This is a genomic window from Brucella rhizosphaerae, assembly GCF_002252475.1.
In the GTDB taxonomy this organism is placed as follows: domain Bacteria; phylum Pseudomonadota; class Alphaproteobacteria; order Rhizobiales; family Rhizobiaceae; genus Brucella; species Brucella rhizosphaerae.
On record NZ_NNRK01000029.1, the window covers coordinates 170,936 to 196,911 of the forward strand.

The window sequence follows — 25,976 nt, forward strand, 5'->3', positions numbered from 1 at the left end:
ATGGTTACGCCCACATCACGCAATCAAATCACTCAATGTGTACTCAAAAACTCTCTCTCAGCCATTGGCCGACACGTTGAATTCGCCCGCCCGTACCAGTCATAAGACCGGAGGAGGCTGCCTTCACTGACCGTTCTTCAATACCTGCCACCTGAGGGTAAATCAGAAGTCCAACGGTCGCGGAGAAAGCCGCACCCTTAGCCGCCTCTGGCAATCCCGCTATTCCTAGCGGACGCCCGATACGTACATTTCTTGCAAGAATCCGCCGAGCAGCTTCAGGCATTCCCGGCAGCTGGCTTGCGCCACCCGTCAGGACCACGCGCTTGCCGACGATATGTCCGAGACCCGACTGGTTCAGCCTGTCGCGAACCAGTTCCAGTGTCTCTTCAACTCTTGCACGGATGATCCGCGTCAACACTGAACGCGGATATTGATTGGGTACATCACGTTCATCGTCGCCGATTGGCGGAACGGAGATGAGGTCACGGTCATCGGCAGCGCTTGGGAGCGCCGAACCGTACATAACCTTGAGGCGCTCAGCGTCTTCCATACGTGTGGAGAAGCCACGCGCCACGTCCATCGTGACGTGATTGCCGCCGATGGCAACAGCATCAGCGTGAATGAACTTGCCTTCGGAGAAAACCGAAATCGTGGTCGTGCCGCCGCCCATATCGATGCAGGCAGCACCCATTTCAGCTTCGTCGCCAACGAGTGCCGCAAGGCCACTCGCATAAGGCGTTGCAACGATTGCCTCAACCGAAAGATGGCAACGATTGATGCAAAGCTCGAGATTGCGCAGAGGTGCCGCGTCAGCGGTCAGCACGTGCATGTCGACGCCGAGGCTATCGCCCAGCATACCAAGCGGATCGCGAATGCCGCGTTCACCGTCGAGCGTATAACCAATCGGCAGCGAGTGAACGAGGTGACGTTCCGCTGCAAGTGCCTGCTTGGCGCCAGCGGCCAGCACACGGCGAATATCCGTCTGTTCGACTTCATGTCCGCCGAGATTAACGCTCGCTGTAAAGTTTTCGCTCTTAAGGCGCCCGGCAGAAATATTGACGATCAGGCTGTCAACAGTCAGACCAGCCATGCGCTCGGCAGCATCGACTGCGAGACGAATAGACTGCTCAGCCGCATCGAGATCGATAATGACGCCGGACTTCACACCGCGGGAACGCTGATGGCCGATACCCAGAACTTCCATGCGATGCGTGCGACCCGGCAGCAGCGCGCCGCTTTCATGTGGGCGCAAGCGTGCAATCACACAGGAAACCTTGCTTGAACCAACATCCAGAACCGTTAGCAGGCGCACCTTGCGCCCTGACGTTCCGACCTGTGATGAACCTTTTCCGCCAAGAATACTCATACGCGCTTCCCCGTGCGGGATAATTCTTTTTTACGCTCCGCCAAAAACTTCTGGCGTTGCTCCATACCGCTCGCTGTCAGCTGAACCGTAACGCGATCATCCAGACGAAGATCGACAGATGCGATATCACGCGACAGAAGATGATTTTCGTTATCGAGACGTTCAACTTCGGCGAGAGCCTTCATCGGCTCATCTTCCGGCAGCATGATGCGAACACCGTTTTCAAGCAGAATGTCCCAGCGACGGTCAGCAACGCGGATATAGGCGCGAGCCTTGCCAGCCAACCCTGGATAGGCTGCAACCTCGTCTACGAAGCCCTTAACGCGCTTTTCAGCACCCTCACCCACAACAAGCGGGAGAGCGTTGTAACGACCCGGACGGAATGGAACGATGGTATCGCCAGCAGAATCAATCAGCGAAAGTTCCTGACCATTCTGCCAGACGGCAAATGCCTTGCGCTCTTCGAGAGAAACCAGCAGCGTACCGGGATAAACCTTGCGCACTTCAGCGCTTTCAACCCAAGGCAGCTTGGCGATAGCCTGACGCGCCTGTTCGGCACTCAGACCGACCAGCGACGTTTCGCCGTCCAGCTCAAGCTGACCCAGAATATCGATGTCAGACGTTTCGCTGTTGCCAACGACCTTAACGTCTTCAATCGCAAAACCGAATGTCGAAGCAGTTGCCTTGACCATATTCTCGGAATGGCCACCCAGGACCATGCCATAAATACCAGTTGCACCAAGAAAGCCGAGCATGCCAATCGTTCCTGCATAGCGCGGAACGTTGATATTGCCCTGAAACATACGGACAGCAAAGCGGAAAGGCTTCCGCAAAAAGCGCGGCAGAACAAAGGCTGCACCCGATGCATCCCGCATCGCGCCCGAACGCCTGTATTCATGAGATCTGCCGTTTACCGCAAACAAGACGCGTCCTCCACCATCCAACTCAACAATTCACCAAAAGAGATACCTGCCGCCTGCGCGATATCAGGTACGAGCGATGTAGGAGTCATTCCTGGCTGGGTGTTAACTTCCAGCCAAATAACTTCGCCTTCTTCGGAAAAACGATCATCGAAACGGAAGTCTGATCTGCTTACGCCCCGACACCCGATTGCCCGATGCGCCGTAAGGGCCATTGTTTGTATTTTTTGGTAAATATTTGGTAAAATTTTTGCCGGACATACGTGAGTTGATGCGCCAGGCACATATTTTGAATCAAAATCGTAGAACTGATGACCCACCGGAATGATCTCGCACACGTCCATCGCGCGATCACCGATCACAGCACAGGTCAATTCGCGACCGGCGATGTATTTCTCAACCAGAACATCCGCACCATAATTCCACTCAGCCGAGCCAATGATTTGCGGCGGATGCGCCTGATCTTCCTGAACTATGACAACACCAAAGCTCGAACCTTCACGCACGGGCTTGACCACGTAAGGCGGCTTCATTGGATGTTCATTACCGATTTCAAAACGGTCCATCAGACGCGACGGCGCAACAGCCACACCCGCAGCAGCCGCAACCGTCTTGGCGCGACCCTTATCCATGGCAAGAGCCGAAGCAAGCACACCGGAATGCGTGTAAGGGATCTGGAGGTATTCAAGGATACCCTGAATGGTGCCATCTTCGCCAAACGGGCCATGCAACGCGTTGAACGCCACATCAGGCTTCAGTTCTGCAAGAACGCTGGCAACATTACGATCAACATCGATACGTGTGACGCGGTACCCGCACTCTTCAAGCGCCGTCGCACAGGCCGCGCCGGAGGACAGACTGACGGGACGCTCTGAAGAGAAACCGCCCATCAAAACGGCAACATGCTTTCCAGCCTTCTGTCCAGCCACGTTAGTCATCCCCTCTGCGCATTCCCTGCGCTCGAATCAAAAATAGAATCAGGATAGCCCGGCGACACAAGCCGCAGACACCCAAGTCAGGAAAACCCTGACGAATCAAATCACTGTACGGTTAACCATAAAGAATCAGAGAGTTGATTCCGTGGCAAGCCCCTATCAAAAGAGGAGCAACTTGCGCATGCCTCAACAAGCGCAAAAAAGCCCGGTATTTCAGTGGGAAATCCGGGCTTCTTAAAATTAGACTTTTTGTAAGAATTCTTTCACTTCTTCACCTTCGCGGAACAAGCCGAGCCGCTTGATCTCCCAATGAAGGCGAATACCGGAATTTTCATAAACTTTAGCGCGAACTGTCTCGCCCAGAGTTTCAAGGTCATATCCGGTCGCATTGCCGGTATTGATCATGAAATTGCAATGCATCTCAGACATCTGAGCGCCGCCGACACGCAAGCCACGACAGCCTGCCTTGTCAATTTCTTTCCAAGCGGATGTGCCTTCGGGGTTCTTGAAGGTTGAACCGCCCGTCTTTTCCCGCACAGGCTGTACTGTCTCGCGGTGATTCTGCACCTCGTCCATAGCCTTTTTGATTTCTTCCCGGTCGCCCGGAACACCCTCAAACAGTGCTGAGGTGAAAATCAAATCTGGTGAAGCCGATGAGTGCCGATAGGCGTAGCCCATGTCAGCATTGGAGAGGATATGCAGCTCGCCCTTGCGATCAAGCGCGCGGACTTCCACCACACGCTCACGCGTTTCAACACCATTGGCGCCCGCATTCATGCGCAAAGCGCCGCCAATGCCACCGGGAATGCCGTGATAGAAATGAAAGCCACCAAGACCCGCTTCAAGGGCAGCAGCCGCTACACGCTTGTCTGGCGTTGCCGTCCCTGCCCTGAGCTGGGTTTCAGAAACCTGCTGCACCTCACCGAAGCCCTTCGCTGACAAGCGCACCACAAAGCCAGGGATACCGCCATCGCGCACCAGCAGATTGGAGCCGATACCCACAACCAGAAGCGGAATCTCTTCCGGCACAGCTTTCAGGAATTCGGACAAGTCTTCTTCGTCGGCTGGCTGAAACACAACCTGTGCAGGACCACCGGCCCGGAACCAGGTGATCTTGTCCATGCCGGTATCCGGCATAAGCTTGCCGCGCAGACCCGACAGCTTGCCGTCGAGCTTCTTGAGAAGCGTCTCGCCGCTTTCCATTACTTCTTACCCTGTTCAGCCAGTTCTTTTGGAAGAGCATAAGCCCATTGCGTGATGTTGCCCGCGCCCAGACAAACCACAAAATCACCGGGCTCAGCGATAGATGCCACCAGTGGCGCCAGTGCTTCCGGTCCGCTGGCATAACGCGCGTCGCGATGACCTGCCGTCTTGATACGCGAAACCAGTGTTTCCGAATCAACGCCCTCAATCGGCTCTTCACCAGCAGTATAAACCGGCGTCACAATAACCGTATCGGCATCATTGAAACACGCAGCGAATTCATCAAAAAGGCTGTGGAGGCGCGTATAGCGATGCGGCTGTACGATTCCAACGACACGACCTTTGGTTGCGTCACGCGCAGCTTTCAGCACTGCGCGGATTTCCACGGGGTGGTGACCATAATCGTCGAATATCTCGACGCCATTCCACGAACCCGTATGGGTAAAGCGGCGCTTCACACCGCCAAACGCACCGAGACCACGACGGATATCTTCGGCTGAAATACCCAATTCATGCGCAACTGCAATCGCAGCTGTGGCATTGGACACATTGTGCAGACCCGGCATTGGCAGGCGCAGGTCTTTAATCTCAGTCGTCTCACCCTTGCGCGAACGGATCAGCACGTCGAACAGACTGACTGCACCTTCCATGCCATGATTGAGGAAACGCACATCAGCCTGCGGGTTTTGCCCGTAGGTCACAATACGACGATCCTCAATGCGACTCACCAGAGCCTGCACTTCCGGGTGATCAAGGCACATCACGCCGAAGCCATAGAAGGGCACATTCTCGACGAACTGCGCGAAAGCCGCACGCACATTGTCGAAATTTCCGTAGTGGTCGAGATGTTCAGGATCGATATTGGTCACGACTGCAATATCGGCCGGAAGCTTCAGGAACGTGCCATCGCTTTCATCGGCTTCAACGACCATCCAGTCGCCATCACCCATACGGGCATTGGTACCGTAGGCATTGATGATGCCGCCATTGATGACAGTCGGGTCAAGATGGCCGGCATCAAGCAGAGCCGCAACCATCGAGGTTGTGGTGGTTTTGCCGTGTGTGCCGCCAATGGCAACAGCACGACGGAAGCGCATCAGCTCAGCCAGCATTTCAGCGCGGCGAACAATGGGCAAAAGCTTTTCGCGGGCCGCTGCAAGCTCAGGGTTGGTTTTCTTGATTGCGGTGGAGACGACAATCACTTCAGCATCGCCAAGGTTTTCGGCCTTGTGGCCGACAAAAACCTCAATGCCCTTCTCGCGCAGACGCTGCACATTGGCGCTGTCTGACTGATCCGATCCCTGAACCTTATAACCGAGATTATGCAGCACTTCCGCAATGCCGCTCATGCCGATGCCGCCTATCCCGATAAAATGGACAAGCCCGATGTTCAGCGGCATTTTCATGGCCGGTTTCCTTTTTTCAATTCCTGTACTGATTTACCTGCTGCAATAGCCTCTGCCAGATCGGCAAGCAACTGTGCAGCATCCGGCTTACCAACGCTTTTTGCGGCTTTTGCCTGTTGTTCAAGCCTTTCCGGCTCGTTCATTGCTGAACTGATGATTTCAGCCAGCCGCTGCGGAGTAAGTTCAGACTGGCGAACGACCTGCCCACCACCAGCTGCTGCGAGGGCCGCAGCATTGGCCGCTTGATCATGATCAAGTGCATGCGGAAAAGGCACCAGCATGGCTGGTCGGCCAATCGCTGCTATTTCCGAAACCGTCGAAGCGCCCGAACGTGAGATCACAAAATGCGCGTCCGCAATGCGCGCGGGCATATCGTTGAAGAACGGCGCAACATCGGCTGGGATTTTCAGCTTCTGATAAGCCGCACGAACGCCGGCTTCATCCTCTTTACGTGCCTGCTGCGTAATCAGCAGCCTTCCACGTTCGCTATCAGGCAAAAGCGCAATCGCTTCAGGGATAGCATTTGAGAAGAACTGCGCTCCCTGACTTCCACCAAACACCAGCAGACGAAAACGCTGACCTTCTTTTGCAGGCTTATAGGCCATACTGGCCGCAGCAAGCACAGGTGGACGAACCGGATTACCGGTCGCAATAATCTTGTCGGCGTGTGCACCGCTCGTCTCAGGGAGAAAACCACCGGCAATTGCCTTCACCCGTCCCGCAAGGCCCTTATTAGCGCGACCCATGACGGCGTTCTGTTCATGTACGAGGGTTGGGATCCCCAAATTGCTTGCAGCATAAAGCGGAGGCAGCGTTGGATAGCCACCAAAGCCTGCAACCAGTTTTGGCTTCAATCGACGAAACAGCCTGCGCGAATCGAGATTGCCCTGCCACAACGACCAGAAGGTCTTGATGAGTGCGATTGGGTTGCGGCCTGAAATAGTGGCTGAACGGATCACATGCACATGGTCTTCAGCGAATGCACCGGCAAAACGCTGAGCACGCGCATCAGTCGCCAGATGCACATCCCAACCACGTGTCTTCAATTCGTGAGCCAGCGCTTCCGCCGGAAACAGATGACCGCCAGTTCCCCCGGCGGCCAATACGATTACGCCTTTTCCCATATTCCCCTCACAAAGCCGGAATGCGCTCGCCCATGCTGACCGTATGCGTCATGCGTGCTTCTGGACGACGGCGCGTCAACGCCAGCAGAATGCCCATGGTAATCGCAATAGCAACCAGCGATGAACCACCATAGGAGATAAATGGAAGCGTCATGCCCTTGGCAGGCATCAGATGCAGATTAACTGCCATGTTGATGATCGACTGGAAACCAAACAGGATCACAATGCCGGATACAGCCAATCGCGTGAATGCATCGCGTTCGCGAAGCGCAATCGACAGTCCGCGAATTACGATGAATGCAAAAAGTGCCATGATGATCATGCACAGGATGATCCCATATTCTTCTGCCGCAACCGAGAAGATGAAGTCGGTGTGGCTGTCAGGGATAATGCGCTTGACTGTGCCTTCACCCGGGCCTTGTCCGAACCAGCCACCACGCAGAATGGCTTCGCGGCCAGCATCTACCTGGAACGTGTCACCCTCGCCCGTCATAAAGCGGTTAACGCGTCCCGCAACGTGATCAAGTGTCATGTAAGCGCCGAAAGCACCAACAACTGCGATACCGCCAAGGACCAAAATCCAGAACATCGGCAGACCAGCAAGGAAGAACATCGCGCCCCATGTGCCGGTGGTGAGCATCGTCTGACCAAAGTCAGGTTGCAGCATCAACAATCCAGCAGTCACACAAAACAGCATCATGGCCAGAAAATAGCCAGGCATATAGCCACCGCGTTCACGCTCGGAAAAAAGCCATGCGCAAATCACCACGAAAGCGGGTTTCATGAACTCGGAAGGCTGAATGGAAATGCCAGCGAGGCTGACCCAGCGCCGGGCGCCCTTGATCTCGATGCCGACGAAAAGCGCCGCCGCCATCAGAAACAGCGAGGCACACAGCAGGATCAGTGCAAAGCGCCTGATCTGGCGAGGTGACAGAAACGAAACGCCAATCATCACACCCACAGCCGGGATCATGAAGATAGTCTGACGCTCCACGAAATGGAAACTGTCGAGGCCAATACGCTGCGCAACCGCAGGGCTTGCTGCAAAGGACAGCAACACACCAAGACCCATCAGGGCCAGACATGCAGCGAGAAAGTAACGGTCGATTGTCCACCACCAATTGGCGACAGGACCGCGGTCAACACGACTTACCATCAGCTTTCCCCTCTAATCGGCTCAACACCCGGGAGCGCAAGAACGGCGTTGCGGAATGCATCGCCACGCTTTTCAAAATTCTGAAACTGGTCAAAGCTCGCGCAAGCAGGCGAAAGCAGCACAACAGGCTCGCTGGCTGCATCATTACCTGCATCACGTGCAGCATGTTCGACGGCAACTGCCAAAGTGTCGGAAATCTCGAACGACACCTCATCGCCCAGGGTTGCCGCAAACTGTGCCGCGGCCTCACCGATAAGATAGGCTTTGGTGATGCGCGGAAAGAAGCTCGACAGCGATGCAATACCGCCAGCCTTGGGAACGCCTCCAGCGATCCAATAAATATGATCGGCAAACGAGGACAGTGCAGGTGCAGTAGCTTCCGCATTGGTCGCCTTGGAATCGTTTACAAAGAGAACCTTGCCGCGATGCCCCACCTGCTCCATGCGGTGCGCAAGACCGGGAAAGCTTTTAAGACCGGCACGGATTTCTTCGATTGAAAGCCCTACAGAGAGACAGGCGACGATGGCCGCCAACGCGTTCTGCGCATTATGCGCGCCGCGCAGCGAGCCTATACCCTCGAGCGAAGCCAGTTCCTCGACCTGACCGCCATGGGCAGAATAAAGCTTTGGGCCATCGGCAAAGTTGCCGTTCTCGAGGTGCTTGTCCTTGGAAACACGCACGACATTCACACTCTTACTCTCAAGACGCGACGCAATGTCCGCGCAATATTCATCATCCACACCAATGATTGCCACACCGCTTTTCTCAACAAGCCGCTCTTTGATGGCGGCATAGTTTTCCATGGAGCCATGGCGGTCAAGATGATCAGGCGTAAGGTTCAGAAGAATGCCGGCAGTCGGATTAAGCGAAGGTGCCAGATCGATCTGGTAAGACGAGCATTCAACCACGTAAAAGCGGTTCGGCGCAGGCGGCTGCAACGTCAGGATTGCTGTGCCGATATTACCACCAAGCTGCATGTCACGACCAGACGCCTTGATGATATGCGCAATCAGCGCAGTCGTCGTGGATTTACCGTTGGTTCCGGTGATGGCGATGAACGGGCAATCGGGCGCTATATGATTGCGCTCACGCGCAAAGAGTTCGACGTCACCTATGATTTCAACGCCTGCAGCACGCGCCAGATCGACCGTCCAATGCGGCTTCGGATGAGTGAGCGGCACACCGGGCGAAAGCACAAAGGCGGCGAATTGCGACCAGTCCGCCTGCCTTAAATCACCTGTTGCCAACCCAGCGCTCTGAGCGCGGGCAACACTGTCGGGATTATCATCCCAGGCGATGATCTTCGCTCCACCAGCGACAATGGCCCTGGCGGTGGCGATGCCCGACCCACCCAATCCGAAAAGGGCTACAGTCTTGTCTTTAAGGGCGGTGATCGGGATCATTCTTCGTGCCTGTTATCTAAGCTTCAAGGTGGAAAGGCCGATCATGGCGAGGATAATTGCCACGATCCAGAAACGAATCACGACCTGGCTCTCCGTCCAGCCCTTCTTTTCAAAATGATGATGAATTGGCGCCATCAGGAACACGCGTTTGCCGGTGAGCTTGAACGAGCCAACCTGAATGATGACCGAAAGCGCTTCGACCACGAACAGACCGCCAATGATCGCAAGAACGATCTCATGCTTGGTCGCAACGGCAACCGTGCCCAGCATACCACCCAATGCCAGCGAGCCGGTATCACCCATGAAGATAGCGGCAGGCGGTGCATTGAACCAGAGGAAGCCAAGGCCTGCACCAATCACAGCACCAAGCACCACTGCCAGCTCACCTGTTCCCGGAACAAAATGGATTTGCAGATAATCAGCAAAAATCGCGTTACCCGAAAGGTAGGCGATAAAGCCGAAGGACGCCGCAGCAACCATCACTGGAACGATCGCAAGGCCGTCAAGGCCGTCAGTCAGGTTCACAGCATTGCCTGCGCCAACCATCACGAAGGCTGCAAAAGGAATGAAGAACCAGCCAAGGTTCATGACGAACTGCTTCATGAACGGGAATGTCAGCGACGACGAAAAAGGCTCCTGACCGGCGCGCATGATGATGAAAGCCGCAATGGCTGCAATCAGGAACTCGATAGCGAGGCGCGACTTACCCGAAAAGCCCTTATCGGACTGCTTCGTGACCTTGAGATAATCGTCGTAAAAACCAATGGCACCAAATCCAACGGTGACCATCAGCACGACCCAAACGTAAACGCTGGCAAGATTGGCCCAGAAGAAACATGAAACGAGAATACCCGTCATGATCATCAGACCGCCCATGGTCGGCGTTCCGGCCTTCTTGAAATGAGTCTGCGGGCCGTCAGCACGGATCGGCTGACCTTTTCCCTGCCGCATGCGCAGCGAATTGATGATCGTCGGCCCGAAAAGGAAAACGATCAATGCCGAGGTAATCATCGCGCCGCCGGTGCGGAACGTGATGTAGCGGAACACATTGAACGGTGTCACATGCTCGGCAAAAACTGTAAGAAGCATCAACATGCGGAGAAAAATCCCTCAAAATCGCCTATTCAGCAGGCACCACCGGCGGAAATTGGTTTGTCAGCGCCTTGACGATCCTGGAGAAACCGATCCCCTTGGAGGATTTCACCATAACAACATCGCCGGGGCGGACCGCTTTCATCACCAGCGGCAGTAATTCATCGGTGCTCTGCCTGTATTCGACGTGAATTTCAACCGGCAAGGCGTTTTTGAGCACCGACATTTCACGTCCACCGATATAAAGTACGTTCACTTCTGCATCGACGATGGGGCGCGCAAGATCGGCATGGAGTTTTCCAGACTGGCGTCCAAGCTCCAGCATATCTCCCAGAATGGCGATCCGGCGACCGCGTGGACCTTCTGGCGGAGTTGCCTGAAGAAGCGAAAGCGAAGCGCGCATGGAAGTCGGGTTCGCATTATAGCTTTCATCGATCAGCGTGAAGGAACCACCATCCGGGTGCTCCAGCACGTGACGTGCACCACGTCCACCTTCGGCTGTCAGTGTCACCATGGCGATAGCAACTTTTGCCATATCCGCGCCGACAAGATGAGCAGCACCCAGAACCGCCAGCATATTCTGTACAATATGGCGTCCAGGCACACCGACTTTCACAACTGCCTCTTCGCTGCCGATCCTGACCGTCATGCATGAGCAGGTTGGATGCATTTTCACTTCGCGCAAACGGTAGTCAGAACGTGCGTTCTCACCAAAGGTTACGATGTGCTCGACACCAGCCTTTTCAGCCAGTTCTTCAAGCTGCTTAAAACGCTTGTCATCACGATTGAGAAGCGCATAGCCACCCGGCACAACGCCCTCAAAAATCTCGGCTTTCGCGACGGCAATTTCTTCGAGATTGGCAAAATGACCCAGATGGGCAGGCGCAATCAGTGTGATCATAGCCACATGCGGTCGCACCATCTTCACCAGCGGACGGATTTCGTCATGATGGTTCATACCGATTTCAAAGACGCCGTAATCCGTGTCGGCAGGCATACGGGCGAGCGTCAATGGCACGCCCCAATGATTATTGAACGAAGCGACGGATGCGTGAACCTTGCCAGAATCGGCCAGCACGTGACGCAGCGCTTCCTTGGTTGTGGTTTTACCGACAGAACCTGTGACCGCAATGATCTGAGCCGTAGAGCGTTCACGCGAAGCAATACCAAGCTTGGTAAGGGCTTCAAGCACATCTTCGACCACGATCATCGGAACTTTAAGATTACCGAGTGCAGGAAGACGCGATTCATTGACAACCAGAAGACCTGCACCAGCGGCCATGGCAGCAGTTGCAAAATCATGGCCATCAAACAGGTCACCCTTGATCGCAAAAAAGGCTTCGCCGCCCTTCAACGTGCGGCTGTCGATGGAAATACCGGTAATACCCGCGGGCAACGTACCGAAAGGCCGGCCTTCCATGGCCTCCACCATATCGGCAGATGTCCAAAGCCAGTCACTCATTCCTTATGCTCCTCAAGGCGTGCAGCCAGTGCTGCTGCCACTTCCGTATGATCCGAGAACGGCAGCGTGATATCGCCAACGATCTGGCCTTCTTCATGCCCTTTACCGGCAACAACAAGTGTGTCACCCGGCATCATCATCGATACAGCGGTAAAAATCGCTTCGCGACGGTCTCCAATTTCAGTGGCTCCCGGTGCTGCGACCATGATCTCCGAACGAATTTGTGCTGGCACTTCCGAACGCGGATTATCATCGGTTACAATCGCTACATCGGCCAGGCGTGCAGCAATTTCGCCCATGATCGGGCGCTTACCCTTGTCACGATCACCGCCGCAGCCAAACACCACGATGACACGGCCTGTTGTAAACGGACGAACGGAAGTCAGAACATTTTCGAGTGCTTCCGGCTTATGCGCATAATCGACATAAGCGGGAGCGCCCTCTTCCGTCGCGCCAACCAGATCAAGACGGCCAGGCGCACCTTTAAGACGCTCAAGCGCACGCATAGCAGCCGCTGCAGGCACACCTGTCACAATGGCCAGACCCGCCGATACGAGAGCATTGGCCACCTGAAAATCGCCCGCCAGCGGCAACGCGATTTCAAAGATTTCATCCGCAATACGGACCTCGACATGCTGACGAAAACGCTCATGCTCGACGCGCTTGATGGTGATGAAATCGCCCTTGCGACCGACAGTCTTAACATCGCAACCAGCAGCCTTTGCTGCTTCAATTGCCTGAGCGGAAAACTGGTCATCCGCAAAAATGATCGCAGGTGATCCTTTTGGCAGAAGCGTATCGAACAAACGCATCTTGGCGTTCAGATACTCTTCGATCGTCGCATGATAATCCATGTGATCACGACCGAGATTTGTGAAAGCACCTGCAGCAAGTTTCACACCATCAAGGCGACGCTGATCAAGCCCGTGCGACGAGGCTTCCATCGCAGCATGCGTAACGCCTTCATCGGCAAGTTCAGCAAGAACGCGATGCAGCTCAACAGGATCAGGCGTGGTCAGGGAATTATAATCGCTGCGTGTTGGCGAGAAGACACCAGTCGTTCCGATATTCGCCGCAGGAAAACCCGCATAAGCCCAGATCTGTCGTGTAAAAGAGGCGACGGAGGTTTTGCCGCTTGTACCAGTAACAGCAACCATGACTTCAGGTTGCTTGCCGTAAAATTGGGCGGCAGCAACGGCCAATGCGTGACGCGGATCATCGACATGCAGCACTGACACGCCGGGCTTATCAACAACCGCGTTCTTGCCAGCGATAATCGCCACTGCGCCACGCTTGACCGCATCGGCAGCATAGGCGGATCCATCAGCCTTTACACCTTTGAGGGCCGCAAAAAGGAAGCCGGGCTCGACTTTACGAGAGTCTGACGTGACGCCAGTGATTTCCACTTCGCCCGCAGCACCGGAGGCCAATTCTTTAAAGAGTGTAATTTCCTTCAGCTTCATGGTCATACCAAATCCAGGTTCAGTGGTGCAGTGTCCGCTCCCAATAGCGAAACTGCACGGGTCAGTCGTTTATCGAATCAACGGAAGCGATCTCTGCCTCTGCTGGCGCAAATTCCTGTTTAAAATCGGGCTTTACCCCCAAAAAGGTGGCTGAGCGGCGAATAATGTCTGCAACCATCGGGGCCGCATTAAGACCAGCGGTTGCACTGTACTTACCTTCTTCAGGCTTCGGCTCATCAATGATCGTCAAAACGACATAAGTCGGATCGTCCATCGGGAAGGATGCGAGGAAGGCATTGAAGCGCACATCTTTCGAGTAACGACCGTGTACAACCTTTTCCGCCGTACCGGTTTTACCGCCTACGCGATAGCCCTGGACCGTAGCGCGCTTACCCGAACCGCCCTGAGCAGTCGAGTTCAGGCGATAAAGATAACGCATATCGGCAGAAACCTGCGGATGGATGACCTGCTTCGCTACCTCATTGGCCTGAGCCTGTGTGCGTGTCAGGAATGTGGGCTCGATCAGCTTGCCACCATTCATCAAAGCCGCAGCACCCACAGCCGTTTGCAGCGGGGTTGTCATCATGCCGTGACCGAACGAAATGGTCATGGAGTGAACTTTCTTCCAGACGCGTGGTTCGACAGGACGTGCAACTTCCGGCAACTCTGTCTGCATGCGATCAAGCAGGCCGATCTTCTTGAGAAACGCGCGATGTCCTTCGATGCCGACAACATTCGCCTCATGGCCTGAGCCAATATTGGACGAGAAGATGAACACTTCCGGCAGCGTCAACACACGACCTTTGCCGTGGAAATCTCGGATGGTCTGGCGACCAATGACCAGCGGACGCGATGCATCGATCCTGGAATTGAGATTGAACTTACCTGAATCAAGCGCCATCGCAGTGGTGAAACTCTTGATCGTTGAGCCCATTTCATAGGTGCCCGCAGACATACGGTTCAGGCGGTCCTTGTCGAGCGCATGTACTGGATTGTTTGGATCAAAATCTGGAACAGAAGCCATGGCAATCACTTCGCCGGTCTTCACATTCAGCACCACGGCACCCGCTGCAATTGCGCGATAACGATCAACCGCCTTCACCAGCACGTCACGCATGATGTGCTGAACGCGAATATCAATCGAAAGCCGGATCGGCTCCAGCGACTGTCCGGTCGCCATACCCACGGCACGCAGATCGCTAAGCCCCTGGCTGTCGATGTACTTCTCCATGCCGGCAATACCCTGATTGTCGACATTTACGAGACCGAGAACATGGGAGGCCGTTGGACCGCCGGGATAAAAACGACGCTTTTCAGTACGGAAACCAATGCCCGGCACACCAAGTGCCATGATCTGGCTCTGCTGGCGCGGCGTCAGACCGCGCTTGATCCAGACGAAGCCCGCACCGCTCTTGAGACGACGATAGGTTGCTTCCCAGTCGAGATCGGGAATAACCGTCGAAAGCAGTTCAATGGTTTCATCGGGATCAACAATCTTGCGCGGCTCGGCAAAGAGCGAAGAAGTTTTGATATCTGTCGCAAGAATTTCGCCGTTCCGGTCAAGGATGTCCGGGCGCGAAGCCAGCTGATGTACGGCTGGGCCGTTAGAATCGTCGTTCTCGCCGCCGATCATACCGAAATAGACGAGTTTTCCGCCAATCACGCCATAAATGCCGACAAAACACGCAATTGCCATCCAAAGACGATTGCGTGCACGATTGCCATGCTTCTTACGAGAGCCAACAAACGCCATATTGCCGGCCAGCTTTTCATTGCCGACCGGCGCATTGCCGTTATTCAGATTTTGGCCCTCATCGAGGTTCTGCTTGTTCTTTTTGGAAAATCCGAGCTTCAGCCGCATGATCAGTGCCTCGCTCCATTCTTCTTGATGCTACCAGTGGTCGTTGCATCGGGTACGAGAACACCGCTTGCCACCAGTTCGTCACTGCCTGAAATAAGTTTCTGAATATCGTCCAGCTGGCGTTCCGGAATGTCTGCCACGCCCATTGCAAGCTGTTCTGCTTCAATCGGCTGAAGCTTCAGTTCTTCAGAGTAAACGCCCACGAGGCTCTGCAAACGACCCGGCTGAGTCATCAAGGCCCAATCGGCACGCAAAAGCGTAATCGTGTCTTTTTCGGAATCGATCTGGCGCTTAAGCTTGGAAATAACAGCGATCTGCCTCTCCGCATCATATTTGATGGTATAGGTGATCGTTGCTGCAACCAGCATCGCCGCTATCATGATGAGTTCAAAAGTACGCAGCACTCGTTCAACTCCGGGCCAGTTCGTGCGTTTCAGGCAATTTAGGCAGCCCGAAAAGCGTGAGATCATCTTCAAGAGGCGGATTTTCGGTCCTCAGACCAGCACGCAATTTTGCGGAACGGGCACGTGGATTGCGCTCTTCTTCTGCTGCGGTTGGGCCAACGGCACCTTTCACCGCAGGTGTAAAACTCGGGTGACGCACATGTGTCTCTGGCAGGTGCCGTGAACCGGCACTTCCACCTGCACGGTCAGCAAAGAAGCGCTTGACCATACGGTCTTCCAGAGAATGGAACGTCACAACAACCAGTCGTCCGCCCGGCTTGAGAACCCGTTCGGCTGCAAGCAATGCTCGCGCCAACTCACCCAGCTCGTCATTCACATAGATACGCAGTGCCTGAAACACCCGCGTAGCAGGATGAATGGGCACTTTCGGATTACGACCGACCAGCGATTCAATGGCATTCGCCAGATCAAGCGTACGCGTGAAAGGCTGTACTTCGCGGCGCTTTTCGATCATGCGGGCAATACGGCCTGCGTTGCGTTCTTCGCCGAGAAAATTGAAGATGCGAGCGAGATCACCCATCTTCAGGCGATTCACCACATCCGCAGCTGTCGGTCCGCTATTGGACATGCGCATGTCGAGTGGCCCGTCCTTCTGGAAGGAAAAGCCACGCTCGGCTTCATCGATCTGCATCGACGAGACACCGATATCGAGCACGACGCCGTCCACTTTGCGGTCTTCGCCCAATACCTTTTCTACAGCCTGATCCAATGCCGAAAACCGGTTCTCGACCAGATTGAGCCTGCCCGAGAAATGCTTTTCCATCGTCTGCCCGGCCGCAATCGCGGTCGGATCGCGATCAATAGCAATGACGTCTGCACCCTGCTCCAGAATACGACGCGTATAACCGCCTGCACCAAACGTGCCATCAACGATTACCTTGCCGGCTTCGGGCTTCAAGGCTTCAATTACTTCGGAAATAAGCACCGGAACGTGACGGTCCTTAGCCCCTTCAGCTTGAGATGTGTCTCCGCCGAGGCTAGCCATCATTCCGATCCTTTCTCGGGGTCACATCCCGCTAAACTGTCTTTGTCTGCATGAATTCCGGCCAATTGTAGACAAGCCCCAGCTTGGCGGATTCGTTCAAACAGTTATCGGATATTAAGCTTAATGAACCGTTATCCTTTGCTCCCCCCAATTACAAAACACGCTGTTATACAAAAGTTTTTCCAGCACATTTTTGCGGAACAAGACGGCGGTAAACAGAGCACCTGAACGACAGCCAGGTCCTCCGATATCCCTATAAAGCGATCACATAATTATGAGAAAAGCCCCCAATTGCTGCCGTTGACGGCAAGCCGTCATGAAGTTATTAATTGCAAATAATTCGCAATTGCATTTTGAAAGTACGCATAATGGCATTTAAGATGGCCCCCAGGGGAAGTACGCCCCCTGCACAGCATGATGTCACATTTGAAGGCTGGCGTCGTGATCGCGGCGAAGCGTCCATGTCTGACGTCCACCGCTCGATCAGAGTCAACCGATCCGGCTCAAAGTTTCGTCGCGCGATGGCGTTCTTTGGCCCCGGTTATCTCGTTGCGGTAGGTTACATGGACCCCGGCAACTGGGCGACATCTCTGGCTGGCGGCTCACGCTTCGGCTATATGTTGCTGTCGGTTGTGCTCATTTCCAATCTCATGGCTGTCCTTTTACAGGCACTTTGCACCCGCCTTGCAGTCGCCACAGGCCGCGATCTAGCACAGGCCTGCCGCGATGCCTATCCCCGTTTCCTGGCCTGGCCTTTGTGGCTGCTGGCAGAACTCGCCATTTGCGCAACAGACCTGGCAGAAGTCATCGGCACGGCTATTGGCCTCAATCTTCTGTTCGGAATTCCACTGGAAATCGGTGTTATTCTGACAGCTGCCGATGTGCTTCTTGTTCTTTATTTGCAGAATAAAGGCTTTCGACGCGTCGAAGCGCTTATCATCACGCTGTTGGCGGTGATTGCACTCTGCTTTCTCATCCAGATTTTGATGGCCGAACCCAAATGGGGCGAAGTGATCCGTGGTTTTGCACCGACCACCGAGATCATCCGAAATCCGGACATGCTCTATATAGCGCTCGGTATTATCGGCGCGACGGTGATGCCGCATAATCTCTACCTGCATTCAGGCATCATCCAAACTCGCGATTATGGTCACACCTTACCGGAGAAGCGTGAAGCGATCCGCTTTGCGACGCTCGATTCCACGATCGCCCTCACTTTCGCGCTGCTGGTTAATGCCTCAATTCTGATCCTTGCCGCAGCAAGTTTTCACGCAACTGGCAATACCGGTGTCGAAGATCTCGACAAAGCTCATGCTTTGCTCAATCCCCTGCTTGGCTCGGCATTGGCGCCTACTCTCTTTGCAATCGCGCTTCTGTGCTGCGGTCTCAATTCGACGATCACCGCGACGATGGCCGGTCAGATTGTGATGGAAGGCTTTATCGATATTAAGTTGAAGCCCTGGCTTCGCCGCGCCATTACGCGTTTCGTAGCGATTGTGCCTGCTGCTATCGTCACGATTATGTATGGCTCGCAGGGGACCACAGAACTTTTGATCCTGTCACAGGTCGTCCTCAGCCTGCAGCTTCCTTTTGCAATCATACCATTGGTGATGTTCACTGCAGAAAAAAAGAAGATGGGCGCTCTGGTTGCGCCGCGCTGGGTGACAATTCTCGCAGCAGTTACCGCCGCAATCATCGTCGTTTTGAACATGAAACTCATCTACGACTTCTTCATGGGCATGCCGATGTAGACGTGCCCATGTAGAAGTGCACATGTAGAAAAAGAAGTGTCAGTCGGTCTGTAAGCCGGGTTCTGTATGGCCGGACTTGCGTCCAACGTGGCAGCCATTCATCTGGGACGGATGTCGCCACCCGCCTCTTGCAACCCACCCGGACGGCTGATCCGGAAACTGATTACCAGTCCTTACGGACTGATGCGCCGTCCCTATTCGGTTTTGCTCCCAGTGGGGTTTACCGTGCCGCCTGTGTTGCCACCGGCGCGGTGGGCTCTTACCCCACCCTTTCACCCTTACCCCGTCATCCCTGCCGCCTCAAAAAAGCGGTACGGAAGACGGGGCGGTCTACTTTCTGTGGCACTATCCCTGGGGTCACCCCCGCCGGGCGTTACCCGGCACCGTATTTCCATGGAGCCCGGACTTTCCTCACCTGCCGCCTTTCGGCATATGACAAGCGCGGCTGCCCGACCGACTGACGGCGCGTGTATAGCATGATCGTGGAAAGTGGGAACCGGGTTTTGAAAAAAACTATACACAACAGAAAAGCCGGCAGCGAAACCGCTACCGGCTTTTCGTTCACATCATCGGCTTGGAACTCTACGCAACCGACAACGTAAATCTGGAGCACATTCCGAAACCAGGAACCGGGTTTCGGAACAGGATGTGCATTAGAACCGATATTTAAAGTCCGGCCATATAGGACTTAACCGAGCTGCAATACTTCGCAGAGGTCGGGTTCATGCGCTTGGCACCGTGGCCGGCATTGTACTTGAGGATCGTGCCGCAGGTGCTGCCGCCGCCAAGCTTCTGTGCCATGGCAAGATACTTCATGCCGAACTGGATGTTTGTCGAAGGTTCATAGAGGCCTTTGGCCGAACCGGTGTAACCCAGACCGCGAGCAGTCGAGAGCTTGATCTGCATCAAGCCAATTTCACCGGCCTTGCCGCGAACGTTTGGCTGGAAATTGCTTTCGTGACGAACAACCGCATGGGCCAGCGAAGAAGATACGCCGTAAGTTGCCGCATAACGATTGATGATTGGGGAATAACCTTTGCCACCCTGAGCGGACTTTGAAGTCTCGCCTTGAGCCTTGGAACGCTTTGCACTTTTAGCGGTTGGTGCAGCACGACTGGTGATGACCGAAACCTTCCTGGGTGTCTGCCTCTGTTCTGCCTGTGCTGCGCGAGATGCCTTATCAGACTTGTTGGTTTCAGCAGCCTTACTCTGTGCCCGTGCTTTGAAAAGAGCTGCGAGATTGGTTGGCTCATTAACTGGAGCACTCATCGCAGAATTCAGGCCAAAAGAACTCATTGCGCCAATGAGGGCGCATACAACAACAAATTTTACTTTCATAACCTACCGTCTTGGATCGTTTTTATGGGGCTTTGCTGGTCTTGGGGGCAGCATCGCCGTTTATTTATGATCCCGCTCGACAAGCATTTTGCCCGCCCGTCACCGCTGGGAATGGCAGATCATTTGCTGGGGAAATGCAGCCGAAGATTGGTTAGGGAAGTAAAATAGTCTTACAGGTTGTAATAAAGGCTGTCACATTCCGTGATGCGAGCCACGGTGGAAGAGCGCTACCATCTAAAGCTGCGATTGCTTTAATTTAATGAAATTACTACAGAAATATGAATGCGCAGATATGCTTATGTGCCAACCACCATGCGCACTCAAGCGGTAACGTTTTGCAATGAAAAAATCAGCCTGTAGAGGGTATCTATAGTAGACACATCCGCTACACCGTCCACATTGTGTGGCCGAAAATGTCGCTGAAACGCCTTAATCACGGTTTGTGTGGCCTCATCGAACACGCCATTGATCTCGATTTTATAGCCGTAAAGGGCGAGCATGGACTGCAAAGCCTCTACTGGCTGGCCCTGTTCACCACGTGCAAGAAAGCGGCCACCCCGGATCGGCGTCGGTTCGATGTAATGGCCAATGCCTGCTTCATGCAATCTTTTCCATGGGAAGTTGTGCCCCGGATCGGTCTTGCGCTCTGGCGCAATGTCGGAATGCGCAAGAACGTTCTCCGGCCGGATTTCATAACGTCCGCATATGCTGCGGCACAGCTCGATCACGGATTTGATCTGCTCGTCTGCGAAAAGCGGATAATTTCCGAGATCACCCGGGTTTACAATCTCGATGCCGATCGAAGCCGAATTGATATCGGTCTCGCCCTTCCAGTAGCTTTGGCCCGCATGCCATGCCCGTGCCTTTTCAGACACCATCTGAACGACACGGCCATCTTCGTGAACGAGATAGTGCGCAGACACTTCCCGCTCTGGAGACTTGAGCACGTCCAAAGCTTCTTCAGCTGTTGCCAGCCCGGTATAATGCAAAATCAGGAAGGTCGGCGTCTTGCCATCACGGCGCGGACCAAAATTCGGTGACGCATCAAGCGACGCAGTCGGATAGTCAGGCGTTTCCAGCGACAATTCCACTATGAGCTTTTCCTGCATTGAGTCTGCGTTGCTCATGCGGTCTCCAATTGTTTTTCGACACTCGCCCATGCGGCATTGATTGCAGCAAGACGCGCGTTAGCGATATTGATAAATTCCAGCGGAAGACCTTCCGCAAAAAGCCTGTCCGGATGGTGCTCTTTCACCAATGAACGATAGCGTTTACGGGCGTCCTCAAAAGAAACGCCGCGTACCAGCCCGAGAATGGCATAAGGATCGGCCTCACCGCGATTGACGTGTCGCAACGCGATGCGTTCAAAGCTTTCCTCGTCAAATCCGAAAATCTCGGCAACGCTCGACAGAAAAGCCATTTCCTTGTCGTGCACATAGCCGTCGGCGGTCGCGATATGAAAGAGGCCGTCCAGAATATCTTCAAGCAGATGACAGTTCTCATCACCTTCTCGGCAGAGACCTGCAAGCTGACGAGCATAGCTCTCGTAACCCGCCACATCCTGTTGAGCCAGATTATACAAGCGCACCACATGAGCGTTCTCTTCCGGCGGCACTGAGAAAATGCTCTGGAACGCCCGAAACTCATCCTGCGTAACCACACCGTCCGCTTTAGCCATCTTGGCTGAAAGTGCGATCATCGCAATCGAGAATGCAACGCGCCTGCGTGTATCCGCGTCGCCTTCAAAAACCGTTCGCACAGCCTCGATAACGCTTGAAATAGCGCTCAGCGTGACGGAGGTGACAAATTCACCAATGCGGACCCAGATCGACATGAATCGTTTCTATATAATTCCGTAAAGGCTGGAAACAACAACCCGTTGCAATCGACGAAAAAACAATAATTTAGAAGAATATGCGCTTCGCAGAGATAATTATTGCGCGGCCTGGCGCGCCTCAAATGAACGCTGTGCGGCAGCTACCGCCGCTTCGCCTGCTGCCTGAACCTGTTCAGCACTTTGACCAACGGACTTTGCCGCGGCTTCTGCATTGCTGCGTGCCCGTTCGATAGCTGCTTTCTGCTCTTCAGCTGTCATAACGCCGGAATTGTCCTGCAAAGCCTTGATCAGATCGGGCCCTGCCGGCTTATCTGTGTCCGGTGCGGCAGTGGTTTGCTCTGGCTGAGCTGGCGCAGCAGCCTGCTCATCCTCTCCTCTGCCACAAGCAGCAAGGGCAACAAGAACAATAGCGGAAATCAGAAACAGAAAATGACGGCTCATAATGAAAGACATAACTGAAGAAAGCCTGCGTTTGAACATGGAAAACGCAGTTTTGTTGTCTTTATCGACAATCACTGCATAATTATCCATTTGCTTTGCTCCTTTCGGGGCAAATGGCGGCCCGCTGACCGGACCGCCATTCTTTAACCAGTGCGACCACTGGCATTAAAGTCACGCTAACTGCAATTTAGTTTGCAGGTGGTGTACCAGTCGTGCCCGGCGTCGCAGGGGCAGCTGGTGGCGCTGGCGTGGTTGTATCGTTGTTAGAAGGCGCTGCTGGTGCAGCTGGCGCTTCAGGCGAGGGCGACGCCGGTGCCTTGCTGGCATCGTTTGAATTGTCGCTGCAAGCTGCAAGCCCCAAAAACGATACGGCAGCAACCGAAGTAATCAAAAACTTCTTCATGATGGCTCTCCTTCCCTAGAATTCAGCGCTGCGGGGATATAGCCAACGCTGTTTTGGTTTCCGTGCCTGACCGATTTATCCGGTCAATCACCTTACGAAGACAATCGTCACATCGCTCTTAGTCCCCGGCGATGCTTTTCGACGACGCCAACGTCACATCAGAAAACGGCGAGGATGCGGAAAGGTTCTCTCAAATAGTCTTACGGCCCGTAACAAAACGCCATAATAACAAAGTGGTAACTATATTTTCCCGGCAATAGACCCGTCACGCCCCTGTCACCGGCGAATGCTTAACTTAGTCAAACAAGATTGGATTCGCCTTCCAAGCGTCGCGCATCTTGCTCAAAATCGTTCAGATTTTCGGATGCGCTCAAAAATACGGGGAGCAGGGAATGACAGGACAAGATGCCAATGGCACGATCCTCAAGCGCGCTGTCACACAAAACCATATGCTTTCGCGCGATGGCATTTCCGAAAGACTGTTCGCGTGGCTCTTCAAGGGATTAGTCTACCCGCAAATATGGGAAGACCCCGAAGTGGATATGACCGCGCTTGCGATTAAGCCCGGTGATCGCATCGTGACTATTGCTTCAGGCGGCTGCAACGCTCTCTCTTATCTTACGGCTGACCCAGCTTCTGTTGAGGCTGTCGATCTCAACAGCGCCCACGTTGCCTTCAACCGCCTCAAACTTGGTGCTCTGAAGCATCTTCCCGATTACGCCAGCTTCTATCGCTTTTATGGCAAAGCCGACGACAAGGCCAACCTGGCTGCTTATCAGCGCTTTATCCGTCCGCATCTTGATGGCGAAAGTCGGGCCTACTGGGAAAAGCGCAAATGGAGCGGTCGCCAGCGCATCTCGATTTTCTCGCGTGATCTTTATCGTCACGGACTTTTAGGCGTCTTCATCGGCATGGGCCATCGCGTGGCTCGTCTCTATGGTATCGACCCGCGTGACATCCTCAAGTCCAGGACGATGGAAGAACAGCGCACTTACTTCGACACCGCCCTCGCCCCGCTTTTCGAAAAGCGTATGGTGCGCTGGGCAACAGCGCGCAAATCATCTCTGTTTGGCCTCGGCATTCCACCTCAGCAATATGATGCGCTGGCAACCGCCGGAAACGGCGACATGGCGTTCGTCCTGCGCGCCCGGCTTGAGAAACTTGCCTGTGCATTTCCTCTCACTGAGAACTATTTTGCCTGGCAGGCTTTCGGCCGCGGTTATAGCGGCGATGAAGAGGCTGGCCCCTTGCCGCCTTACCTCTCAAGGTCAAACTTCGACACCGTTCGCGCCCGCGTTGATCGCATGACTGTGCGTAATGCCAATTACACGGAATTCCTCAGTCAGAAGCCAGCCGGGTCGGTGGACCGCTTCGTCCTGCTTGACGCACAAGACTGGATGAATGACGCACAGCTTAATGCACTCTGGAGCGAAATTAGCCGAACTGCTGCTCCGGGCGCACGTGTCATCTTCCGGACTGCTGCGGAACCGAGCCTGCTACCTGGCCGGATAGATCCATCGATCCTTGAACACTGGCACTATCGCGAGGAAGAATCCCGTCTGCTGCATGATCGCGACCGCTCTTCCATCTATGGCGGCTTTCACCTCTACGTTTTGAAAGGGGCGTGACATGTCTGCCAATCCCCGACGATTCCCGGGCCAGGCTCAAGGTATCGACCACGCCAGCCTGATGGACAGGGTCTATCGGCGGCAGCGCCATTTCTACGATGCCACACGCAAGTATTATCTTTTGGGCCGCGATCCGATGATTGCGGGATTAAATGTACCGGCAGGCGGCAATGTGCTCGAAATCGGCTGTGGTACAGGGCGCAATCTCGTCAAAGCCGCAGAGAGCTATCCGGACTCGTTACTTTTCGGCATCGATATTTCAGCCGAAATGCTGGAAACCGCGCATCAGGCAGCAAAGCGTGCTGGCATTGCAGACCGCACCAGACTTGAACGGGCCGACGCCACACATTTTGATCCTGCTGCCCTCTTTGGCCAAAGCAGCTTTGACCGTATCTTCATTTCGTATGCGGTTTCGATGATACCGCAATGGCAGTCGGTTATTCAGGAAAGCATCCGTCATTTAAAACCCGGCGGCGAGTTGCATATAGTCGACTTTGGCGATCAGAAGAGACTGCCATACGTCTTCAAAAAAGCACTTTTCAAATGGCTTGAATGGTTTCATGTCACGCCGCGCGATGATCTCTTCAATGTCGCAGAGAGGCAGGCGTCAGAACAAAGTGCCACTGTCGAGCGAAAAACTCTGCATCGCGGCTTTGCCTGGATAGCCGTCATTCGTGCCGAAAATGCCGGGTAGATTGAAGCTTACCTTCACGTGACCATGCGGCAACCAAAGCCTTCGAGGCCGAAAACAACATTCAAACCGGTGCGACACAATCTATTGTCGGCAAAGTTTTGCCAGCATAACTGATGACGTTGGCATCCGGATCGCGTAACCGTTGTTAAGATTGATTCGCGACACCGGGACCACTGTATGAACCGTCTGGCCAACCGCAGCATTCTTGCCCTTGGCGTTTTCCTTCTGTCTGCTTGTACGACAGTGGATTACGACTTCTCCGATGTGAAAAAGTCCGGCAACTCGATGCAGCAGATGGCGCGGCCATCCGGTGCTGTCAACGCGCCACGTTTCGGTGACCGCAAGCCGTTTGAGTGGACCGGCAGAACGCCTTGGCATTATCCAATCCACGGCACGGATGTCTCCAAATATCAGGTCGATGTAGACTGGAGCGCAGTGCGACGGAGTGGCATTTCATTCGTCTTCATCAAGGCAACCGAGGGCGGCGATCGCTTCGACGACCGCTTCACAGAACACTGGAACGGCGCGAAACAAGCCGGCATTCCACGCAGTGCCTATCACTTCTATTATTTCTGTCGTCCGGCCATTGAGCAGGCACGCTGGTACATCCAGAATGTGCCACGTGATCCGGGCGCATTGCCGCCCGTTCTCGACATGGAATGGAACGCCCAGTCGCCGAGCTGCAAGCTGAGACCAAATGCTGTCATCGTCCGCAAGGAAATGAAGATTTTCCTCGATGCGATTGAAAGACATTACGGCAAGCGTCCGATTATTTACACAACAGTCGATTTCTTCGACGAAAATGATCTGAACCAGCTGCGCGAATATCCATTCTGGTTGCGCTCGACTGCGGGGCATCCGACGGAAAAATATGGTCCGCATCCCTGGACGTTCTGGCAATATACCGGAACGGGCACCATTCCAGGTATTAAGGGTGACGCAGATATAAATGTCTTTGCCGGTAGCGCGGGCGCTTGGAAAAAGTGGCTGGAAAGCAACAAGGTCCGTTAACTCTTCGTTAATTGGGTGCTCACACCAAGTTTT

General features: G+C 54.2%; 22 protein-coding genes, 1 other RNA gene and 1 pseudogene. 4 read left to right on the plus strand and 20 right to left on the minus strand.

Annotation, left to right across the window (positions count from 1 at the left end; genetic code table 11):
* Window positions 1-43 precede the first annotated feature (43 nt).
* The 14 genes from ftsA to rsmH form a co-directional block, all read right to left on the minus strand.
* Window positions 44-1,366 (minus strand): cell division protein FtsA, encoded by a 1,323-nt coding sequence (gene ftsA / locus CEV32_RS13545; RefSeq protein ID WP_094577642.1) that lies wholly within the window; start codon window positions 1,364-1,366, stop codon window positions 44-46.
* Complete coding sequence (locus CEV32_RS13550) at window positions 1,363-2,289, minus strand: cell division protein FtsQ/DivIB (protein WP_094577643.1); 927 nt, start codon at window positions 2,287-2,289, stop codon at window positions 1,363-1,365. The genes ftsA and CEV32_RS13550 overlap by 4 nt, the downstream gene beginning before the upstream one ends.
* Window positions 2,277-3,176, minus strand: a complete 900-nt coding sequence (locus CEV32_RS13555; RefSeq protein WP_235818830.1) for a D-alanine--D-alanine ligase — start codon at window positions 3,174-3,176, stop codon at window positions 2,277-2,279. The genes CEV32_RS13550 and CEV32_RS13555 overlap by 13 nt, the downstream gene beginning before the upstream one ends.
* 285 nt (window positions 3,177-3,461) lie before the next feature.
* Window positions 3,462-4,424, minus strand: a complete 963-nt coding sequence (murB, locus tag CEV32_RS13560; protein WP_094577645.1) for a UDP-N-acetylmuramate dehydrogenase — start codon at window positions 4,422-4,424, stop codon at window positions 3,462-3,464.
* Window positions 4,424-5,830 carry a UDP-N-acetylmuramate--L-alanine ligase gene (murC, locus tag CEV32_RS13565; protein ID WP_094577646.1) on the minus strand — a complete coding sequence of 469 codons (1,407 nt, stop codon included), beginning with the start codon at window positions 5,828-5,830 and terminating at the stop codon, window positions 4,424-4,426. The genes murB and murC overlap by 1 nt, the downstream gene beginning before the upstream one ends.
* Window positions 5,827-6,954 (minus strand): undecaprenyldiphospho-muramoylpentapeptide beta-N-acetylglucosaminyltransferase, encoded by a 1,128-nt coding sequence (murG, locus tag CEV32_RS13570; RefSeq protein ID WP_094577647.1) that lies wholly within the window; start codon window positions 6,952-6,954, stop codon window positions 5,827-5,829. The genes murC and murG overlap by 4 nt, the downstream gene beginning before the upstream one ends.
* 7 nt (window positions 6,955-6,961) lie before the next feature.
* The gene (gene ftsW / locus CEV32_RS13575; protein WP_094577648.1) at window positions 6,962-8,110 is read right to left on the minus strand and encodes a putative lipid II flippase FtsW; all 1,149 of its coding nucleotides are present in this window, start codon (window positions 8,108-8,110) and stop codon (window positions 6,962-6,964) included.
* The gene (gene murD / locus CEV32_RS13580; RefSeq protein WP_094577649.1) at window positions 8,110-9,513 is read right to left on the minus strand and encodes a UDP-N-acetylmuramoyl-L-alanine--D-glutamate ligase; all 1,404 of its coding nucleotides are present in this window, start codon (window positions 9,511-9,513) and stop codon (window positions 8,110-8,112) included. The genes ftsW and murD overlap by 1 nt, the downstream gene beginning before the upstream one ends.
* Before the next feature lie 12 nt (window positions 9,514-9,525).
* The gene (gene mraY, locus CEV32_RS13585; protein WP_094577650.1) at window positions 9,526-10,608 is read right to left on the minus strand and encodes a phospho-N-acetylmuramoyl-pentapeptide-transferase; all 1,083 of its coding nucleotides are present in this window, start codon (window positions 10,606-10,608) and stop codon (window positions 9,526-9,528) included.
* 25 nt (window positions 10,609-10,633) lie between these two features.
* Entirely contained in the window at window positions 10,634-12,067 is a 1,434-nt protein-coding gene (locus tag CEV32_RS13590) for a UDP-N-acetylmuramoylalanyl-D-glutamyl-2,6-diaminopimelate--D-alanyl-D-alanine ligase (RefSeq protein WP_094577651.1), read from the minus strand.
* On the minus strand, window positions 12,064-13,536 hold the full coding sequence (locus CEV32_RS13595; protein ID WP_094577652.1) for a UDP-N-acetylmuramoyl-L-alanyl-D-glutamate--2,6-diaminopimelate ligase: 1,473 nt from the start codon (window positions 13,534-13,536) through the stop codon (window positions 12,064-12,066). Before CEV32_RS13595 ends, CEV32_RS13590 begins: the two co-directional genes overlap by 4 nt.
* Before the next feature lie 55 nt (window positions 13,537-13,591).
* Entirely contained in the window at window positions 13,592-15,391 is a 1,800-nt protein-coding gene (locus CEV32_RS13600) for a peptidoglycan D,D-transpeptidase FtsI family protein (RefSeq protein ID WP_094577653.1), read from the minus strand.
* 2 nt (window positions 15,392-15,393) lie between these two features.
* Complete coding sequence (ftsL, locus tag CEV32_RS13605; protein WP_094577654.1) at window positions 15,394-15,795, minus strand: cell division protein FtsL; 402 nt, start codon at window positions 15,793-15,795, stop codon at window positions 15,394-15,396.
* 4 nt (window positions 15,796-15,799) lie between these two features.
* Entirely contained in the window at window positions 15,800-16,843 is a 1,044-nt protein-coding gene (rsmH, locus tag CEV32_RS13610) for a 16S rRNA (cytosine(1402)-N(4))-methyltransferase RsmH (RefSeq protein ID WP_208620851.1), read from the minus strand.
* Between the two features lie 458 nt (window positions 16,844-17,301).
* Between rsmH and CEV32_RS13615 the strand changes: the two genes are divergently transcribed.
* Window positions 17,302-18,591 carry an Nramp family divalent metal transporter gene (locus CEV32_RS13615; RefSeq protein WP_235818831.1) on the plus strand — a complete coding sequence of 430 codons (1,290 nt, stop codon included), beginning with the start codon at window positions 17,302-17,304 and terminating at the stop codon, window positions 18,589-18,591.
* Between the two features lie 35 nt (window positions 18,592-18,626).
* Here the strand turns inward: CEV32_RS13615 and rnpB are convergent.
* From rnpB to CEV32_RS13645, 6 genes and pseudogenes are all read right to left on the minus strand, one after another.
* Window positions 18,627-19,052: RNase P RNA component class A (gene rnpB, locus CEV32_RS13620), an RNA gene on the minus strand.
* Window positions 19,053-19,257: 205 nt separating this feature from the next.
* The gene (locus CEV32_RS13625; RefSeq protein WP_094577655.1) at window positions 19,258-19,929 is read right to left on the minus strand and encodes a lytic transglycosylase domain-containing protein; all 672 of its coding nucleotides are present in this window, start codon (window positions 19,927-19,929) and stop codon (window positions 19,258-19,260) included.
* A gap of 320 nt (window positions 19,930-20,249) precedes the next feature.
* Window positions 20,250-21,056, minus strand: coding sequence for an N-acetylmuramoyl-L-alanine amidase (locus CEV32_RS13630; protein ID WP_094577656.1), 807 nt, complete (start codon window positions 21,054-21,056; stop codon window positions 20,250-20,252).
* Window positions 21,053-21,763 carry a J domain-containing protein gene (locus tag CEV32_RS13635; protein WP_094577657.1) on the minus strand — a complete coding sequence of 237 codons (711 nt, stop codon included), beginning with the start codon at window positions 21,761-21,763 and terminating at the stop codon, window positions 21,053-21,055. The genes CEV32_RS13630 and CEV32_RS13635 overlap by 4 nt, the downstream gene beginning before the upstream one ends.
* A 99-nt stretch (window positions 21,764-21,862) precedes the next feature.
* Window positions 21,863-22,257: pseudogene (locus CEV32_RS13640) on the minus strand (hypothetical protein).
* A 137-nt stretch (window positions 22,258-22,394) separates the two neighbouring features.
* Window positions 22,395-22,610, minus strand: a complete 216-nt coding sequence (locus CEV32_RS13645) for a hypothetical protein (protein WP_094577658.1) — start codon at window positions 22,608-22,610, stop codon at window positions 22,395-22,397.
* A 392-nt stretch (window positions 22,611-23,002) separates the two neighbouring features.
* On the opposite strand from CEV32_RS13645, the gene CEV32_RS13650 reads away from it, so the two are divergent.
* The 3 genes from CEV32_RS13650 to CEV32_RS13660 all read left to right on the plus strand — a co-directional run bounded on the left by CEV32_RS13650 (window position 23,003) and on the right by CEV32_RS13660 (window position 25,943).
* Window positions 23,003-24,238, plus strand: coding sequence for a DUF3419 family protein (locus tag CEV32_RS13650; protein WP_094577659.1), 1,236 nt, complete (start codon window positions 23,003-23,005; stop codon window positions 24,236-24,238).
* 1 nt (window position 24,239) lies between these two features.
* Window positions 24,240-24,932, plus strand: a complete 693-nt coding sequence (locus tag CEV32_RS13655; RefSeq protein WP_094577660.1) for a class I SAM-dependent methyltransferase — start codon at window positions 24,240-24,242, stop codon at window positions 24,930-24,932.
* Between the two features lie 177 nt (window positions 24,933-25,109).
* Window positions 25,110-25,943 (plus strand): glycoside hydrolase family 25 protein, encoded by an 834-nt coding sequence (locus CEV32_RS13660; protein WP_094577661.1) that lies wholly within the window; start codon window positions 25,110-25,112, stop codon window positions 25,941-25,943.
* Window positions 25,944-25,976 lie beyond the last annotated feature (33 nt).